Source organism: Indolivaga capnocytophagoides DSM 22835, from assembly GCF_000426485.1.
Classification (GTDB): Bacteria; Bacteroidota; Bacteroidia; order Bacteroidales; family Dysgonomonadaceae; genus Dysgonomonas_A; species Dysgonomonas_A capnocytophagoides.
This window is the reverse complement of record NZ_AUFL01000005.1, coordinates 286,862-304,909: the sequence shown is the minus strand read 5'-3', so window position 1 is coordinate 304,909 and position 18,048 is coordinate 286,862. Positions and strand designations below refer to the sequence as shown.

Here is an 18,048-nt window from a genome sequence, read left to right as displayed (position 1 = left end):
TTGCTTGACAAACTTATTTAATGGGTTGTCCGTCAAAAGTCATTGACTTGATTATCGCGTCTGTTTTTTCTACAGCTTTAGCAGATAGCGGGGCATAATGTGTTTTTATTGCCAGATCCTGACCATCTTTGCTGATAATGAATTGAAGTAGTGATGCTAGTGTTTTAGCTTGTTCTACAGTACGTTTGTTATAGTTTTGCTCTTTATACACGATGATCCATGTAAATGTGCTGATCGGATAAGCTTCGGGATTGTTTGAGTTTGTTATGATCAGACGGGTGTCATCAGGAATTTCAGTTTCTGCAGAAGCCGATATACTCTTGTCGTTTGCCGCAACAAAGTTACCTGAACTGTTTTGCAATAGTGCAGAAGGTATATTCAGTGCTAAAGCATATTCAGAACCGATGTAGCCGATAGAGCCTACTGTTTCTTTAACGATGCCTGCAACGCCGGGATTACCTTTTGCTGCAACACCAAATTTAAATTTGATCGATTTTCCTGTGCCCAGATCTTTATTCCATAGAGAATCAGTTTTAGACATGTATTCAGAGAATACCGATGTTGTGCCGCTGCCATCCGAACGGTAAACGGGAGTGATAGCCTGATTAGGTAAGTTCAGTCCCGGATTCAGAGCTTTGATTTGTTCATCGTTCCAGTTTGTGATCTCGCCTCTGTATATTTTAGAGATAAGAGCTGAGTTAAGTTTCAGATCTTTAATCTCGGGCAAGTTATAAGATACAACTACTGCACCCAATGCTGTAGGGATATGCAATACATCTGACCCCATTTCCTGCAATTCTTTGTCGGATAAGAATACATCTGTTGCTCCGAAATCAACTGTCTTGTCTTTAAGGCTTCTTATTCCACCTCCGCTGCCTACAGCTCCGTAAGTAACATTGCTACCCGATGTTTCGGTAAACTTTTTGAACACCAGATTGTAATACGGTGCAGGGAAAGTTGCTCCGGCTCCTGAAAGTTTTGGAGACGAATTACAGCTTGTAAGAGCTATTACTGCTGCTATTGCTATAAATAATAAGTTTTTCATAATTTTTGTTTCTAACTTGATAACAATATTTAATGATCTATTTTGTCTGTTTTATGTAATCAGAGTAATAAAAAAGTCTCATGCTTTTTTCTGATGCAATGTTATTGTAGAAATATAACAAGTTAACGACGATTTAGTTACGTTTCTGTTAAGAATAGTTCTTATAAATTAAATTCCACGCTTACAAATAGATATTGTTCCGACTTGTTCCTATCGGGATTGATGTTTCGGAAATTCGGCGAAATTTTCAGTTGTTTTACCGGTTGGTATTCAACTCCGATAATCATTAATTGCCCGTCTAGACTGTTCCATGGCGATGTGAAGTTCTCAGGAGTCTTTGAGTCCATAAGATCGTAACGTCCGTATAATCTCCACTTGTCGGCAATCTTTCCGGATGCGTACAGCGAGTATCCGTAATAGTCCTTGTCTTGTATAAAGCCTTTGTTGAAGACCCTGTTGTACTCTGCTCCTGCCGAAATAACAGAATTTTGGTATCCTGCGAAAAGAGCTATTGATTTCTGATCAGAATACTTGCCTTCTGTAACATTCGAGGGTAATGCGTCTCGCATATCTTCTCCGTCATTATAGATGTCTGCATATATCCGGAATATCGTATTTTTGAGGGGTTTTATGCTTAGGCCTGCCGCATATCGGGTACTATTGTTTTGTTCTATTTTCTTGTAACCTTCGCCATTTGTCAGGCTGATATCGGCGGAGAGAAAGTCGTTGAATTTGTATTGTGCAGTTACACCCAGATCGACACTGGGAGCCATTTTATTCAGGTCTTGAAATGATTTCAGAACATACCGGTGTTTCCAGTAGCTTTCCTGCATGCTGAATTGAAGGAGACCTATTTCCCCTACACTGATATCGAAGCCTCTGTCTTGCCAACGGATAAACGCATTGCGAAGATAAACTTCGTAACTTCCTTTATCGTTTTTTCCTGATGCTCCATCTATTATAACCTGAGCCTGAAGGGTAGGGGTGATCTGATAACTGTATCCTAGAAATGCACGGGTGATATCGAATCCTGATTCGTTATTGACCGAACCGAATCCTTTGCTGTAATCAAAGAAACTGCGGGCTATAATACGCCCTGATGGTTTAAAAGTAGTGGTGTCTTTTTCTTGTGAAAAACTTTGAGTTGCGAATGCCAGCAGCATTACAGCAACCAGAAATAAATTAAGTCTTCGCATTTATTCAATAATATTTGATTTATTGCAAAGAAACAATAATATAATCTCTTTTAAGCTACTTTGGTGTTACGAAACAGTTAACATTAAAATTGAGTCGATAATACTTCAAGAGCCTCTGCTACAACAAAATTACTGCCGCCGATAAATAGGACATCTTTTTCTGAAGAATCTGCAATAGCAGTTTCTACAGCTTCTTTGACAGAATGAAAAGTTTTACCCGACAGTCCGTGATTTTCGCCTAGTTTCGCTAATTCCGTTTCTCCCATGGCACGCGCAATATTAGCTCTTGTAAAATAATAGATAGCAGATTTGGGCAGAAGGTCGAGAACATGGCTGATGTCTTTGTCGCTTACCATACCGATGACTATTCTCAGATGATCAGAGGGTTCTGATGAAAGTTGTTCAGCCACATATTTAATGCCTCCGACGTTGTGTCCGGTATCACAGATAATTTTCGGGTTTGCTTGTTTTACGATCTGCCATCTACCCATCAGTCCGGTGAGTTCGTTTACCATGCCGAATCCGGAGTATACGGACTGTATGGTTGTGTGTATACCTTGCTTGCGGAGAACATCTACGGTACACAAAACCGTTGCCGCATTCTTTATCTGGGGTAATCCTCCCAGTTCTCCTTTCAGATTAGGGAAAGCATCTGTTTGAAATAGCCACGAGCCGTTGTCTAGCTTATCTGCAGCATGAATAAGATGCTGGTCTTCGGCAAAGATAATAGGTGCATCTTCCGAGTCTGCCTTATCCTGAAATACTTTCCGAACTTCGCCTTCCGCTTCACCTATCACTACCGGTATGTGAGGCTTTATGATTCCTGCTTTTTCATATGCTATTTTAGGTAACGTATCACCCAGAAACTGGGTATGGTCGAGACTAATGTTAGTGATAACAGATACTATTGGCGTAATAATATTCGTGCTGTCCAGCCTTCCTCCTAACCCTACTTCGATAACTGCTATATCTATCTCCTGATTGGCAAAATAGCAAAAAGCCATCATCATTGTCAGTTCGAAAAATGAAGGATGGATGCTCTCGTAACTATCCTTATGTTTTGCTACGAAATCAATAACATATTGTTCCGATATTTTTTGACCGTTTACTCTGATCCGTTCTCTGAAATCGACCAGATGAGGAGACGTGTACAAGCCGACTTTATAACCCGACTGCTGCAATATTGCTGCTAATAAGTGAGACGTGGAACCCTTTCCGTTAGTACCGGCTACGTGTATGGTTTTATATCGGCTATGTGGGTGGTCGAAATATTTATCTAATGCAAGGCTGTTGTCCAGCCCTTCTTTGTATGCGCTGCCTCCTATGTTTTGGTAAACAGGCAATTGGTTGTACAGATATTGTACGGTTTCCTGGTAGTTCATTTTATAACAAAGGTGTAAATAACCGTAGAAACGATTCCGCAAATCGTTTATAGCGGGGTCTCTTATTCCATGTCTCTAAATCGATTGGTACCGAAGACTGCATATCTTTCAGAAAAATATCTTTAGCAGTCAGCGTTGTATCTCTATTATATATAAAGGCATCAATTTCAAAATTATGCTCAAAACTCCGTACATCCATATTCGCTGATCCCGTGATAGTGAGGGAGTCATCTATGACCATCAGTTTAGAATGTAAAAATCCTTCGGTGAAGAAATATATCTTGACCTTCGACTCCAGAAAATCTTTGATGAATGACATTGATGCTATCTGTACAAAAGTCGTGTCGGACTTCTCGGGAATCATTATCCGTACATCAACACCCGACATGGCTGCGGTTTGCAATGCCAGCATCAAAGCATCTGTTGGAATAAGATACGGAGTTTGTATATAAACATACTCTTTGGCATTGGTTATTGCCTGAAACATCCCCTGATGTATTTCTTTAAACTCTCCGGTAGGTCCGCTTGTCGCAATCTGCATCAGATTGTCTCCCTTGGTTTCTAGCAGCGGGAAATACTTGTTTGATACCAGAAATTCGTTTTGAGAAGCATACCAGTCTATCACAAAAGATATTTGGAGCCCGTGAACGGCTTTGCCCTCGAGCTTGAAGTGGCTGTCTCTCCATATTCCAGTACCATTTCCTTTGATATATCGGTCTGCGACATTCATCCCACCCATAAAACCTATCTCTCCGTCTATAATAACAACTTTCCGGTGATTGCGGTAATTAACACGGCTGGTAAGTATCGGGAATGCGACTTTAAGGAAAGGTGTAACCTGTATTCCGGCAGCAGCCATTTCTTTATAAAATGTTTTCTTGGCTTTCCATGCCCCCATCGCATCATACAGTACTCTTACCTCTACCCCTTCTTGTACCTTTTCTATCAGGAGATTTCTTAATTTATGACCGATCTCATCGTCCATAAATATATAATATTGAATGTGTATGTGCTTGGTTGCTTTTTTTATTTCGGTGAAAAGTGAATCGAATTTAGTCGCCCCGTCGCTGTAGAAAGTAATATTGCTTCCTCCGTAAAGCGGACAGTCGTTTAATTTATTGAGAAGGTTTATTAATCCTTTGTATTCAACCGGAGTATTTAGAGTTTCTTTCAATTCGATACGCTCCAGAGTCTTTCTATTCAGCTTTTTATGCATCTTTCGTGATATAAGCCGTTGTTTTCTGTGATCTTCCCCGAAAAAGTAATAGAAAATAAGTCCGACTAAAGGTAAAAGAAGAAGTACCAGTACCCATGATATGGTTTTCAAAGGATTACGGTTTTCCGAAATTACCACGATCACCACCCCCAGTGCCGTAAAAATATACAGTAGCTGGAATACAAGAATGAAATTGTTAGCCGAAAATACTTCTAACAAAGGCTTTAAATCGATTTTTAATAAAAATTCATTCAATGCAGTAGTAAATAATTAAGTAAATGAAAGTATTTAAATATATATTAAGTTATAACAGACTCAGGTTATTATACTTGCCAATGCAGTAAACAGGTCTGATGTCTTAACCCTGCTGATCGAGTAATCTCAGTAAATCTTCCCTCAATATATTTCTATCCCAAGAGTATGTGTTGTCGCTAGCTTCTATATATGTAACAATGTCGAGGGCAACGTGCAGTTGGTATATGTATTTAATATCGGAAATATTGTACTTGTTTAAAAGAAGTTTGGCGTATTGTTCCAATAGGTCAGGATCTTTTATTTTGTCTGTTAGTTCACTGGCCGTATCAGATTGTGTTGTGTTGAAGTTTGATTGAAAAAAGGCCATACAATCATTGATTATTTCTTTTTCCTCAGTAGGGTTCTCTCCTTCCTGAGCCTGTTTAAGTTGTTGAAGTTTTGCGAAAAACTCTTCAATCAACTTTATTAAATAATCTTTTTTGCGTTGCTGAATCATTCTAATTAAGTGATGATTAATAAAACCTATCCCCTAAAGGGAACTATCCCTGCTTTAAAGTCCCCCTTAGGGAAGTTAAGGGATCGACACTTATTTCATAAGATTAATCCTTTTCCGATCAATAAACAAACAAATAAATATTCCGACTGTATAGCATATCATATCTCCCCAACTGAAAGATGAGCCAATGACTATCCGCATTATTTTGTTGTCTTGCAAATGCAATATTTCGACCAGATTAAAATATTGTCCTATTTCTATGGCATAAGCAAATAACAGAGTGCCGATACCGATATAAAGAGGATTGGTGTAAATAAATGCCTTTGCGAGATAATAAATCATGATTACCACTAATATGTCTCCACCATAGGGGCGGATAATATTGTCTTTTATAAAGATGGCAATAATTACTTCTATAGCAAATATAAGTAAAAAAATTAAAAAGGATGTTAGATGAAATCTGAATTTGAAAAGAGTGTTATTTTCTGTATTTGCCATTTGTTTCGTCTTCAAGTATATTTAGGTACGATTTGTACCTGCTTTCGCTGATGTAATGATTTTCCACAGCTTCACGTACTGCACATCCGGGCTCGTTGATATGTATGCAGTTATTGAATCGGCAGTCGTGCGAAAATTTGAATATTTCAGGGAAATAGTGTCCGATTTCTTCGGGAACCATATCTACCGTACCGAATCCTTTTATTCCGGGAGTATCTATGATAAATCCTCCTTGAGCCAGTTCCATCATTTCGGAAAATGTAGTTGTGTGCATTCCCTTACCGTGATAGTCGGATATGGCTCCGGTTTTAAGCTTCGATTCTGGAACCAGAGCATTGATCAGTGTTGATTTTCCTACGCCCGAATGCCCTGAAAATAATGTGATCTTATCTTTCAGATTGCTTTTCAGTTCATCTAATCCTATATTGTTCAGTGCAGATATTTTATGGCATGGATAGCCGATGTAGCTGTATAGGTCTATGAGGGCATTCATGTATTCGGTTTCGTCTTCGTCGTATAAATCCACCTTATTGAACAGCAGGTTGACAGGAACCCGATAAGCTTCCGCAGATGCCAGAAAACGATCTATAAATACAGTTGATGTAATAGGTTTGGTTACTGTTACGATAAGGAAACATAAATCGAGGTTTGCCCCGATGATATGCGAATGCTTGGATAAATTTGATGACCTGCGAATGATATAATTCTTGCGGTCAAAAATTTCCGTAATGAGCCCTGTCCCGTCTTCATTGGCAAGAAAAGATACTTTATCGCCAACCGAAATAGGATTTGTACTCTTGATCTCTTTGAGGCGGAAATTGCCTTTCAGTTTACATTCTATATCTTTTCCTTCCTCGGAGCGGACAAGATACCAGCTTCCTGTGTTTTTTATAACCAGACCTGTCATCTGTATATTATCATTGTTTTTTTTAAGGTCACAGACCTATTTAGTGCTTTGGCAGGTATAATGCCCCAAGCTTGTTATAATATTGAAAATATATATTTAAATACTTTCATTTACTTAATAGAAGAAAACAGAGCAAAGAACCAAGAGGTCTCCTCTAAGCCCTTCACTCTGTTTATGGTTTTGTTACAATATAAAAAGTCCTGAGACCTTTATACTGTAAGTATTTCTTTTTCTTTTGCAGCAAATAAGTCTTCAATCATTTTGATGTATTTGTCATGGATTTTCTGGATAGATGCTTCTGCGTCTTTAGCCACGTCTTCGGGAGTTCCATCTTTCACCGATTTTTTTACAGCGTCAATTACATCACGGCGGGCATTCCGTACACTAATCTTTGCATCTTCGGCTTCTTGTTTCGATTGTTTAACCAGAAGCTTACGGCGTTCTTCGGTCAGCGGAGGAATAGACAAACGTATAAGTTCTCCGTTGTTATCGGGATTTAGTCCCAAATCAGAATTAATGATTGCTGTTTCGATTTCTCTCAACATATTTTTTTCCCAAGGCTGGATTATAATAGTACGTGCATCAGGAGTGTTTACCGAAGCTACACCTGTCAGAGGAGTAATGCTTCCGTAATAATCAATTTTGATACCGTCCAATATTCTCGGATTTGCTTTTCCCGCGCGGATATGAGCCAGTGATTCTTCAAGGAATTCAACTGAACTTAACATTTTTGCTTCCGCTTTTTGTTCTAACTCTTTTATATCTGCCATTTGTTGTAAAAAATTTACAATAAAATAATGTTTATTACTATCCTTAAAATAGGTATATAACCTTAGGCATGAACATAAGTTCCTATGTTTTCGCCTTTTATAACCTTAACGAGGTTCCCTACAGTATCCATATCAAAAACAACAATCGGAAGATTGTTTTCCTTGCACATGGTGGTTGCTGTCAGATCCATTACTTTCAAACCTTTGTTATATACATCGTCGTACGAAATCCGGTCGTATTTAGTTGCAGTCGGTTCTTTTTCGGGATCAGCTGTGTAAACACCGTCAACCCGTGTGCCTTTCAGCATTGCATCCGCTTCTATTTCTATACCCCGGAGTGCCGAGCCTGTATCTGTAGTGAAGAACGGATTACCAGTTCCGCAGGATATAATCGCTACTTCTCCGTTTTCCATTGCTTCTATTGCTTTCCATTTTGAGTAAAATTCGCCGATAGGTTCCATCCGGATCGCTGTAAGCACTCTGGCTTTTTGTCCGATGGCCACCAGAGCCGAACTTAGACCTAAACTGTTTATAACAGTTGCAAGCATTCCCATCTGGTCGCCTTTGACCCTGTCGTATCCTTTAGAAGCACCGCTTAATCCACGGAAGATATTTCCTCCTCCGATAACAATACTCACCTGAACTCCTAAATCGACTATCTGTTTGATCTGTGCCGCATACTCGTTAAGACGTTTTTCGTCAATACCGTGCTGCTTATCACCCATCAAAGACTCTCCGCTAAGTTTAAGTAAAACCCTTTTGTACTGTGCCATTAATCAGATATATAAAAATAAGTAACAGAAAATATTTTCGGCCTGCGACCTTAAAAATAGAAATTACTGATGCAAAACTAATAAAATTTGTATGACAATAAAAATCAAGGCAAGGTATTTGTATATTATCATACAATAAGAATTTAATGGTTTGTTGATAAGTGTTTATGACAATCAGTCAAATAACCGATTGTTCCGCTTTCGCAGGGGTGTATTGCATACGCCCGAAATAAATAAAAACAACAAATAGGCGACAATATGTCCCTGCGATGAACACGATTAAGTAATAGAACGTTAAATCGGTCTGAGACTTTAATCCAGTATCGGAATAATCAGCAAACAGACTGCGACCTTAAACAAACTGAAATTATAAACGTTAAATAGAAAAACATTAATTATATGGCTTTTATTGATTATTATAGCGTACTCGGGCTGTCGAAAACAGCTACTGCGGATGATATAAAGAAGGCTTACCGGAAATTGGCTCGTAAATATCATCCGGATGTAAATCCCAATAATGACGAAGCACATCAAAAGTTTCAGCAGATAAATGAAGCAAATGAAGTGCTGAGTGATCCTGAAAAAAGAAAGAAATACGACGAATACGGCGAAAACTGGAAACATGCCGAAGAATATGAAAAAGCCCGTCAACAACAATCGCAGCAAGGAGGATTCTCCGGTTTTGGAGATGGCGGCAGTGGGTATAGTTACAGTTTTTCGGGTGAGGATGGTGAATTTTCTGATTTCTTCGAATCTCTTTTTGGAAACAGAGGAGGGAGCAGAACCGGAAGCAGCCGTGGATTTAAAGGGCAAGACTTTAAGGCAGAATTACATCTGTCGTTGAGGGATGCTGCTCAAACCCATAAACAGACACTCACCGTAAACGGAAAAAACATACGGATAACCGTTCCTGCCGGAATTGCAGACGGGCAAGTCATCAAGCTGCCTAAGCAAGGCGGAAAAGGTACTAACGGAGGCCCCGACGGCGATTTGTATATCACATTCGTTATAGAAAATGATCCTGATTTTAACAGGGTAGGCGATGATCTGTATCATACTGCTTCACTCGACTTATATACTGCGGTTTTGGGTGGTGAAACAACCATAGATACGATTTCGGGAAAAGTAAAATTAAAAGTAAAACCCGAAACTCAGAATGGAACCAAAGTTCGCCTGAAGGGAAAAGGTTTTCCTGTTTATAAACAGGACGGACACTTCGGTGATTTATATATAACTTATTCGATACAGATACCGACCGATCTGACCGATGAGCAGAAATCATTCTTTCGGAAGTTGGCAGAATCTAAAAAATCATAACTATGGAAACAGGACTAATTATAATAGAAGAATATTGCAAAAACTCAAGAATAGAGTCTTCTTTCGTCAGTTTGCTGATAAATGAAGGGCTGATAGATGTTCAGGTAGCAAACGGACAGATGTATCTGTACGAATCGCAGCTTGCTGAGCTCGATCGGTTTGCTAACCTATACTATGATCTCTCGGTTAATGTCGAGGGTATAGATATTATTCATAACCTGCTGAAGAAGATGGAGAATATGGAGAAGGAACTCTACATTCTACGAAAGAGACTTCACGTGCATGATAATTTGTGGGAAGGAATCGACTAAGATCACTTAGTTTCCACCTCTTTATCATGTTCCTTTGCTTCTTTTGATAGCTCGGGGTAAGCCACACGGGAGTGGTATATAGTCATCAGCTTGTCTTTAAAGATTGATTTGGCCACCTCTATATCAGAAAAGGTTATCGGGGCATTTCTCAATAGTTTATCAGCCAATTGAGAGTCTATCAGCCTTTCTACCAGATTTGAGATAGATTCTTCTGTATATTCGGGAAGACTGCGTGATGCGGCTTCTATTGTGTCAGCCATCATCAGGATGGCTGTTTCTTTGCTGAAAGGATTAGGCCCGGGATACGAAAAGTCAGCTTCGTCTACGTCTTCATCGGGATGTTCGTTTCGATATGAATTATAGAAATATTTAACTTTTCCGGTTCCGTGGTGTGTTGCAATAAAGTCGATAATTTGTTGAGGTAAATTATACTTCTTGGCAATTTTAATTCCCTCCGCAACATGTCCTATAATAATTTGAGCACTTTCTTTATATCCTAATGCAGTATGCGGGTTCATTCCCGGAATCTGGTTTTCGGTAAAATATGCAGGATTTGTCATCTTACCAATATCGTGATACAGAGCTCCTGTTCTGACAAGCTGAGCATTAGCTCCGATACGCGATGCTACCGCTGCCGCTAAGTTAGATACCTGCATCGAATGTTGGAATGTTCCCGGAGCTACTTCCGATAGCTTTTGCAGAAGCGGTTTATTGATATTCGATAGTTCTATCATACTCACACCCGATATAAATCCGAAAGCTTTTTCGCACATGTATACCAGTAAGTATGCGAACATAACAAACATAAAGTTGATGCCGAAATATAAAAACATCAATGGATCTATTTGCTTGAAATCTCCTTTTAAGGCAAGTGTAACTCCTACATAAAGAGACGCATATGCCAGAAGTATAAAGAATGATGCTTTGATCAGCTGAGATCTTTCAGACAAGTCTTTCAGACTGAAAATACAGACAAATCCGATAGGTACTTGCAACATCAGAAATTCGTGCGGAAAAGGAACCATCAGCGAACTTATGAGTGAGGTGACAAGGTGAGTGATCATGGCTGTACGAGAGTCTATAAAGGTACGCACCATGATTGTTGCTATAGCAAAAGGTATGACGTATACATTTATGCCTGCCTTAAGAAACAGACTCGTGAGTATACAGAACAAGACAATCATGAGTAGCATAAACAGCACATTTCTCCGGTCGAGGTATTCCCGTATCCTGAAAAAACGCAGATAGGTCATGAATGCCATGATAAGAGCCGAAATAAGAATGATATCACCCAGAATCATCCAGTTGCGGCGTGTGCCTGAACCTTCTTTTTCCTCGGTCATTTTTTGCAAAGAGTTGAGCATGTGTACGGTTTTAGCCGTAACAATCTCTCCTCGGTCGATGATTTTTTGTCCCGCCAGTACATTCCCTTCTGCAAAAGGTATTCTCATCATTAGTTCGTCCTTGGCTTTCTTCGAAAGTTCAGTGTCTTGTATGATGTTGTCAAACAGATAGTTGTTGAGATTGAGCGATTGCAGTGTCTGAACACTCAATGTTGAAGGTGCATCGTTGATCAGCTTTTCGTAAGCAAGCTTCGATGTATAGAATGAATTTATCGCTCTGAGGTCGGCGATATTGTCATTACTAACCAGATATAGCTGCTTTAGACTGCTGTTTTCTATCTTTTCATATTCCGTAGCGGAAATAAGTCCGGTTGAATATATCTCACTCATTTTTCGTTGTACGTACGATATATATTCAGTACCAACGTTAGCAGCCTTCGCATCGTTTGTAAATATAGAGATCGATTGTTCGGCCCTTTTTTTATCCTGAGAATAATATCCTACATATTCACGCATGATACTATCCCGTTCGTGTTCTAGCTGAGCCTCCGGTTTATAGATAGGGAAATCGAAAGGGGCAGTAACTAAACCATACCGCCATGGTTTGCCTTCGCTTTCGTCATAACTGACCTTCGATTCGCGTGGGGCAAAATAAGCTATCAGTATTATTGCAAATACAAATAAAACAGGGGTTGGTATATTTACTTTTCTTTTCAGGATTTCCATATATCGTAGTCGGATTGGTTTATCAGCTTTTTAATAAAAAGTTAAAGTCGTCTTTAGAGGTCAGCTCCACAGTTTCTGTTCCCTGTTTGAAAATGCGGGCAGAACGTTCTCCTATCAGAGATAATTTGCCGTCTTCGAAATGCAGTATTGTAGATTCTCTTAATCCTACTACATAAATATCAGGGTTTTGTATCATAAACTCAGCTATTCTCATCTCTCTGGTTTCTCCGCCGTGATTGGAAGGGTTGTCATCAAGATAATGAGGATTTATCTGAAACGGTACGAGATTGAACGTTTCAAAACTTAAAGGAGCTATTATCGGCATATCGTTAGTGGTGCGCAGGGTAGGACAGGCAACATTTGAGCCGGCACTCCATCCTATGTAAGGTGTTCCCTTTTGTACTTTCTCGCGGATTAGATCTATCAGTCCGTTATCCTGTAAAGTACGAGTCAATTTCCATGTATTTCCTCCGCCTACCATGATGGCATCTGCATTGCGGATGGCATCTTGCGGATTATCGAATGTGTGTATGCCTTTAACTGTTAAGCCTACTTCGTTCAGGCTTCCGTTTACTTTGGCTGCATATTCATCGTAAGAGAATGTTACAGCAGCATAAGGCACGAATACTATATTTAAAGGTTTATCACCTAAAAATGACTTGATGGTTTGTTTAGGATATCCCAGATATGATTCTCCGGGGTTGGTTGAATTACTTAATAATAATAATCTCATAAATACTAACTGTTAAGGTCTCAGACCTTTTTATTTGTCTATTCAAGATAAGAACAATAGGGCGTTATAACTTTGAAACACGATATTAAATTCTTACTATTACTTACTTTTATTTTACAAAAATATATATAATATACTTGACTATGTGTATTTTGGTTTATAAAAGTTGCTATATCCGAGTCGGAAGGACTGCCCTATAGCTCTTTTTCATTATATTTGTGATAGATTCATTTAAAATTAAAGTATCATGGTAAAACATATTGTTTTTTGGAAACTCAAAGACGAGGCTAATGGTAATAACAAGGTTGCTAATGCCCAATTGATTAAAGAAAAACTCGAAGATCTGAACGGAAAGATAGAAGGCCTGGTAAAGGTAGAGGTCGGGATCAATTTTCTTGATTCTCCGGCAAATTACGATGTTGCTTTGTATTCAGAAGTAGCATCGAAAGAAGCATTGGATTTTTATCAAAATCACCCTCTGCATCAGGCGGTTCTTCCTTTTGTGAGAGAAGTGGTGTCGGGTCGTATTGCCGTTGATTATGAGATTTAAAGGTCTCAGACCTTCTTATTACCTTGGTAAGCGAAGATGTAATAGAAAACAGTTGTTAAGTTCGTAGGCCTATATTAAAAAGAAATGCAACACGAAGATATTATCCGCGATATACGTCGTCGATGCCGTATGGCGATGAATGGCATCGCTTCGGCAAGTATGAGAAGTCATGGATTAAATTATAAACTCAATTTTGGAGTTGATATAAAGAAAATAAAAGAGATTGCCGCTCGTTATGAGTCTGATCTGCAATTGTCAGAGTTGCTATGGCAGGATGGAACCCGTGAATTAAAAATTCTGGCTACGATGCTTTGTCCTCACGATGCTTGCACTAAAGAGTCTGCTTGTGAGTGGGTAAGGCAAATTCCTAATCAGGAGATAAGAGAACAGGTTTGTATTAACCTTTTCCAATCTTTGACATATGCTGATCAATTGGCATCGGAATGGGTTGTTGACAATGATTATGAAGTTCGTACAACCGGATATTGGTTATATGTCCGGCGGATATTGACAAAACAATTGACTCAAAATATAGATATAAGTGCTTTCGTATATCTTTGGGATGATGTAGTGTCTCCACAGGTGTCCCTGAGAAATGCAGCTTTGCTTTTTGCTAAAAATGCAGGCAAACAATCGGCTGCTATTGCCGAAGAGATAATGAGAAATCTGTCTAAGTACAAAGATTCCGAAGATGATTTTCTCCGTGAGATATATGACAGTATAGCGTTTGAGTTCGAATTTTTTTATCAGGGTTAATCGAATAGGTATTTGATTTCTTTGAATCCATATTTTCGGATGTCACCCCATTTTGTTTTCAGTACAAGAATCCCTGTTTCTTCGATATCGGCTATACAGGCAGAGAAAGTACCGTCTTTATCAGCAAAATTATAGAATCCCTCTCTTCGGTAGAGGGATTTTTTATATCGAGTTTTGATTTCTTCTCTATTGATCGGGGTGTTTAGCCCGGTATAATAATCATACAGGTTTTGCAAGATTTTTTTGAGTATGGCGGCTATATCGTAATTGATCCCGGTTATTTGTTTCAATGAAACCGGATTAGGGGCATTGCTTTTAAACTTGGTTTGGTTGATATTGATTCCGATGCCTAAAATGGATTGAGTGATATTATAACCCATAATGTCATTTTCGATAAGCATTCCTGTAATTTTTTTATCTTTCCAATAGATGTCGTTAGGCCATTTTATTGTAATATGGTCAGTATATTCGCTTAACACATCTCTTATAGCCAATGATGTGATCTGGGAGATTAAAAACTGATCCTCCGGTTTAATGTTTTTAGGGAAAAGCACCGTACTGAATGTCAGATTTTCTCCTTTTTCAGACTCCCATGAATTGCCTCGCTGGCCTCTCCCTGCTGTTTGGAATCCTGTATAAACGGTCGTTCCGTCGGATAGGGTATCGGTACCTATATTTCTTAAATAGGAACTAGTCGAATCCAATTCTTCTATATATATGATGGGTGATTCGAACATCTGTTATTCGTTTCTGAGATCGTTGTATTCTGTTTGTTTCTTTTTTGGAAGTTTTTTTATTACTTCATCAACCGAGTGCAATATCCAGCCTTTCAGGTCAGTGTCTTTTTTGACTTCTTCAATATAGACCGAGTTCCAGTATTTCTTATTACTATGGTATCCGGGGATTACGCATTCATGGTGTTCTCTCAATTCTATGGCATATTCGGAGTCGCACTTCAGGTTTATCATAAATCCCCGCTCTTTGCGATCAAGAGCCATAAAAGCGAACATTTTATCCATTACTTTGAACACTAATACCGTATCATCAAAAGGAAAGCACTCTTCCGCTCCTTTGACCGACAGGCAAAACTCCCGAACTTCTTCTATATCCATAATTTTATCCGTTTAACGGAGGAAAAAACGCATCCTCGATGTGAATAATCTCTGTTTGCTTTTTGTTGAAAATGATTGATATAACATCAAATCTTATTTGCAGGTTTGTTTCTTTGGTTTTCAGGTAATGATCGGCAGCAGCTACCATTCGCTTGATCTTGGCTTCCGAAACAGCAGTTTCGGGATTTCCCCAACGTTCCGAAGAACGGGTCTTCACTTCGACAAAAAGAAGAAAATCCTCACACGATGCCACAATGTCAATCTCGTGCCTTTCCCCTATCCAATTACGTTCGATAATAGTGTACCCATTATCGGAAAGGAAATCGGATGCAAGGTCTTCTCCTTGCTTGCCTAGTTTGTTATGCTGTGCCATTGTTTACAAAATAATAGAAATTTATCTTTTTGTCCAAAAATCTATATAACGTTGCGCTACGATATCTGTATTATGGTATTTCTCTACAAATTTACGGCTCATATTGGATAATATAGGAAGTTCCACCCTTTTCCGAACAATATTTTCGAGTTTTTGAGAAATATCTGTTTCATCAGGAAGTATATTTACAATTGGTTTAAGTTCCTCTTCCTCCAGAAGTGAGTACATCTCAGGTTCTGCACCGCTAACAGCAATCAATCCCTGAGCCATAGCTGTTAAAGCGTTCATTCCCGGCGTGTACGAATATATCTGATCCAACAATACATCCGATTGAGCCATAAGTTTTAGATATTCGGTGTTTGGAATATTCTCTGCTTTGTTAATTTCTACTTTATCCGAATACTTCTTCTCAATAAGTTTAGCACTTTTCAATAAGACGTCGGTGCCTTTCAATTGGTCTCTGTCTGATTGGATACCGATAAAGAAACGAACTTTGTCATCTTTCGTCCCTTTTTGTTTGAATGTTAGTGATGCAGTGTCTATAGGGATAGGTATATAGGATAATTTTTCAGAATAAAAAGGACGGTATGATTCATAATATTCATACAAGCATGATATAATTCCATCGCATGTTTCCGCAATATATTGATTTAGATATATTTTTTCTTTTCTTTTCCATTCTTCAGCCAGCATTCCGGCCATCTGTATATTTGTAGCCGTTGTACCTATAAAGTAATCGGAATATCGAAAAACTTTTTTGTCTAAACAAGCTTTTATCCAAAAATGATCAGTACCAAACGCTCCTAAAAAAACTTTGCCGTTCTTACGTTTCAGGTATTTATATAACCATAAATTACTTTCGGCACGCATATCTATAAATAATGGATTTTTGATCTGTACGATATCGTATCCTTTTAATTTATCTAGATTGTTATATATTGTCCACGTATATCTGAAACTGTCTGTAATATTATATCCTCTGCGGCTCAGGTCTATATCCCTTTTGTTATCCATCCACCTGCTGCCGTCCGAAGCTACGGTTACATCGTGTCCGAGCCGGCGCAGACCTTGTGCCAGCGTCCAATGTAAGTTGCTGCATTCTCCTAACAAAAGAATTTTCATCCGGTAAACAGTTACTAAGATTTGTTTTGGTCAAAGGTAAAAATTTTCCGATAAAACTATTCTGTTTATATTTATACCAGAAAACATGATTTGATGGCAAACGATAAAATAGACATAGTGATTCCATGGGTCGATTCTTCGGATCCTTTATGGCAAACTCAATTTAAGGAATACGTTTCTACCAATACGAATGGAGATTGTCATCCGATACGTTATCGGGACTGGGAGTTGATGCGGTATTGGTTCAGAGGGATCGAGCAGCTTATGCCATGGGTCGGAAAGATTCATTTTGTAACCTGTGGACATCTTCCTGAATGGATTGATCTGTCTAATCCTAAACTTAATTGGGTAAAGCATGACGACTTTATCCCGTCTTGTTATCTGCCCACTTTCAGTGCTAATACTATCGAATTGAATTTGCATCGGATCAAAGGGTTGTCGGATAAATTTATCTATTTCAATGATGATATATTTGCGCTTAGGCCGATTCCTGTTAGCCGATTTTTCAAAAAAGGACTGCCTTGCGATTTAGGGGTAATGACAGCTAAGCCATCAGACGGAGGAATTATTCATATGGCAATCAATGATCTGGATGTTATAGATAAACATTTCAGTAAGCGCAGGCAGATGAGTACGAATCTTATGAAGTGGTTTAATATTCGTTATGGTATTGGTGTAATCAATAATATATTGCTCGCTCCTTGGCGGGATTTTTCGGGTTTTATTGATCCTCACCTTCCGAATGCTTATTTGAAATCGACATTCGAAGAAGTTTGGGCTGCCGAACCCGACATTCTGGAAAAGACTTGTCTTTCTCGATTTCGTTCGAATGAAGATGTGAATCAGTGGCTTTTTCGTTATTGGCAGTTAGCTAAGGGTAATTTTTATCCGGCCGATACCAGACGGAATACAATCTCAATGGATATTGCCGATAAGGATATTCAATATATTGTTGATCGTATAACAGGTGGAAACCTTGATATGATCTGTTTGAACGATAATGTTAATATTCAAAATTTCGATATAGTAAAAAATCAGCTTATAAGAGGATTTGAAATGATCCTTCCCGAGAAGTCTGCTTTTGAAATATAATCTGTTTGTTTCTCTTTTTTCACTAGAACTTAATATTTCAGCTCTAACAGAGATATATAGAACTTTTATAAGGGA

The 18,048-nt window shown here is 38.7% G+C and carries 20 protein-coding genes; 5 read left to right on the top strand and 15 right to left on the bottom strand.

Annotated elements, in window-relative coordinates; genetic code table 11:
* Window positions 1-13 precede the first annotated feature (13 nt).
* From pstS to pyrH, 9 genes are all read right to left on the bottom strand, one after another.
* The gene (gene pstS, locus K322_RS0102990; protein ID WP_026625545.1) at window positions 14-1,045 is read right to left on the bottom strand and encodes a phosphate ABC transporter substrate-binding protein PstS; all 1,032 of its coding nucleotides are present in this window, start codon (window positions 1,043-1,045) and stop codon (window positions 14-16) included.
* A gap of 161 nt (window positions 1,046-1,206) precedes the next feature.
* Complete coding sequence (locus K322_RS0102985) at window positions 1,207-2,241, bottom strand: outer membrane beta-barrel protein (protein WP_026625544.1); 1,035 nt, start codon at window positions 2,239-2,241, stop codon at window positions 1,207-1,209.
* Between the two features lie 83 nt (window positions 2,242-2,324).
* Window positions 2,325-3,623, bottom strand: a complete 1,299-nt coding sequence (locus K322_RS0102980; protein ID WP_026625543.1) for a bifunctional folylpolyglutamate synthase/dihydrofolate synthase — start codon at window positions 3,621-3,623, stop codon at window positions 2,325-2,327.
* 1 nt (window position 3,624) lies between these two features.
* A complete protein-coding gene (cls, locus tag K322_RS0102975) occupies window positions 3,625-5,058 on the bottom strand; it encodes a cardiolipin synthase (RefSeq protein ID WP_026625542.1) in 1,434 nt (477 codons plus the stop codon).
* Window positions 5,059-5,197: 139 nt separating this feature from the next.
* Window positions 5,198-5,590, bottom strand: coding sequence for a hypothetical protein (locus tag K322_RS0102970; RefSeq protein WP_026625541.1), 393 nt, complete (start codon window positions 5,588-5,590; stop codon window positions 5,198-5,200).
* A gap of 90 nt (window positions 5,591-5,680) precedes the next feature.
* On the bottom strand, window positions 5,681-6,088 hold the full coding sequence (locus tag K322_RS0102965; RefSeq protein ID WP_035331156.1) for a ribosomal maturation YjgA family protein: 408 nt from the start codon (window positions 6,086-6,088) through the stop codon (window positions 5,681-5,683).
* Window positions 6,069-6,995 carry a ribosome small subunit-dependent GTPase A gene (rsgA, locus tag K322_RS0102960; protein ID WP_026625539.1) on the bottom strand — a complete coding sequence of 309 codons (927 nt, stop codon included), beginning with the start codon at window positions 6,993-6,995 and terminating at the stop codon, window positions 6,069-6,071. The genes K322_RS0102965 and rsgA overlap by 20 nt, the downstream gene beginning before the upstream one ends.
* A 209-nt stretch (window positions 6,996-7,204) precedes the next feature.
* Complete coding sequence (gene frr / locus K322_RS0102955) at window positions 7,205-7,765, bottom strand: ribosome recycling factor (RefSeq protein ID WP_026625538.1); 561 nt, start codon at window positions 7,763-7,765, stop codon at window positions 7,205-7,207.
* A 62-nt stretch (window positions 7,766-7,827) separates the two neighbouring features.
* A complete protein-coding gene (pyrH, locus tag K322_RS0102950; RefSeq protein WP_026625537.1) occupies window positions 7,828-8,538 on the bottom strand; it encodes a UMP kinase in 711 nt (236 codons plus the stop codon).
* 399 nt (window positions 8,539-8,937) lie between these two features.
* On the opposite strand from pyrH, the gene K322_RS0102945 reads away from it, so the two are divergent.
* Together K322_RS0102945 and K322_RS0102940 are read left to right on the top strand one after the other, a co-directional pair.
* Window positions 8,938-9,855 (top strand): DnaJ C-terminal domain-containing protein, encoded by a 918-nt coding sequence (locus K322_RS0102945; protein WP_026625536.1) that lies wholly within the window; start codon window positions 8,938-8,940, stop codon window positions 9,853-9,855.
* A gap of 2 nt (window positions 9,856-9,857) precedes the next feature.
* Complete coding sequence (locus K322_RS0102940; RefSeq protein WP_026625535.1) at window positions 9,858-10,166, top strand: chaperone modulator CbpM; 309 nt, start codon at window positions 9,858-9,860, stop codon at window positions 10,164-10,166.
* A gap of 2 nt (window positions 10,167-10,168) precedes the next feature.
* Here K322_RS0102940 and K322_RS0102935 read toward each other — a convergent pair whose 3' ends face one another.
* Complete coding sequence (locus K322_RS0102935; RefSeq protein WP_035331155.1) at window positions 10,169-12,235, bottom strand: HD family phosphohydrolase; 2,067 nt, start codon at window positions 12,233-12,235, stop codon at window positions 10,169-10,171.
* Window positions 12,236-12,257: 22 nt separating this feature from the next.
* Window positions 12,258-12,968: a dipeptidase PepE gene (pepE, locus tag K322_RS0102930; protein ID WP_026625533.1), complete on the bottom strand. Its 711-nt coding sequence runs from the start codon at window positions 12,966-12,968 to the stop codon at window positions 12,258-12,260.
* A 247-nt stretch (window positions 12,969-13,215) separates the two neighbouring features.
* Between pepE and K322_RS0102925 the strand changes: the two genes are divergently transcribed.
* Window positions 13,216-13,518, top strand: a complete 303-nt coding sequence (locus K322_RS0102925) for a Dabb family protein (RefSeq protein WP_026625532.1) — start codon at window positions 13,216-13,218, stop codon at window positions 13,516-13,518.
* An 84-nt stretch (window positions 13,519-13,602) separates the two neighbouring features.
* Complete coding sequence (locus K322_RS0102920) at window positions 13,603-14,274, top strand: DNA alkylation repair protein (RefSeq protein WP_026625531.1); 672 nt, start codon at window positions 13,603-13,605, stop codon at window positions 14,272-14,274.
* Here the strand turns inward: K322_RS0102920 and K322_RS0102915 are convergent.
* From K322_RS0102915 to K322_RS0102900, 4 genes are read right to left on the bottom strand one after another with little or no spacing between them, the layout of a single operon-like run.
* Window positions 14,271-15,011, bottom strand: coding sequence for a biotin--[acetyl-CoA-carboxylase] ligase (locus tag K322_RS0102915; protein WP_026625530.1), 741 nt, complete (start codon window positions 15,009-15,011; stop codon window positions 14,271-14,273). The two genes, K322_RS0102920 and K322_RS0102915, sit on opposite strands and share 4 nt — an antisense overlap.
* A 3-nt stretch (window positions 15,012-15,014) precedes the next feature.
* The gene (locus K322_RS0102910; RefSeq protein WP_026625529.1) at window positions 15,015-15,386 is read right to left on the bottom strand and encodes an MmcQ/YjbR family DNA-binding protein; all 372 of its coding nucleotides are present in this window, start codon (window positions 15,384-15,386) and stop codon (window positions 15,015-15,017) included.
* Between the two features lie 4 nt (window positions 15,387-15,390).
* Window positions 15,391-15,759 carry a YraN family protein gene (locus K322_RS0102905; RefSeq protein ID WP_026625528.1) on the bottom strand — a complete coding sequence of 123 codons (369 nt, stop codon included), beginning with the start codon at window positions 15,757-15,759 and terminating at the stop codon, window positions 15,391-15,393.
* A 21-nt stretch (window positions 15,760-15,780) separates the two neighbouring features.
* Window positions 15,781-16,881 (bottom strand): glycosyltransferase family protein, encoded by a 1,101-nt coding sequence (locus K322_RS0102900; RefSeq protein ID WP_026625527.1) that lies wholly within the window; start codon window positions 16,879-16,881, stop codon window positions 15,781-15,783.
* A gap of 93 nt (window positions 16,882-16,974) precedes the next feature.
* On the opposite strand from K322_RS0102900, the gene K322_RS0102895 reads away from it, so the two are divergent.
* Complete coding sequence (locus tag K322_RS0102895; RefSeq protein ID WP_026625526.1) at window positions 16,975-17,973, top strand: Stealth CR1 domain-containing protein; 999 nt, start codon at window positions 16,975-16,977, stop codon at window positions 17,971-17,973.
* Window positions 17,974-18,048 lie beyond the last annotated feature (75 nt).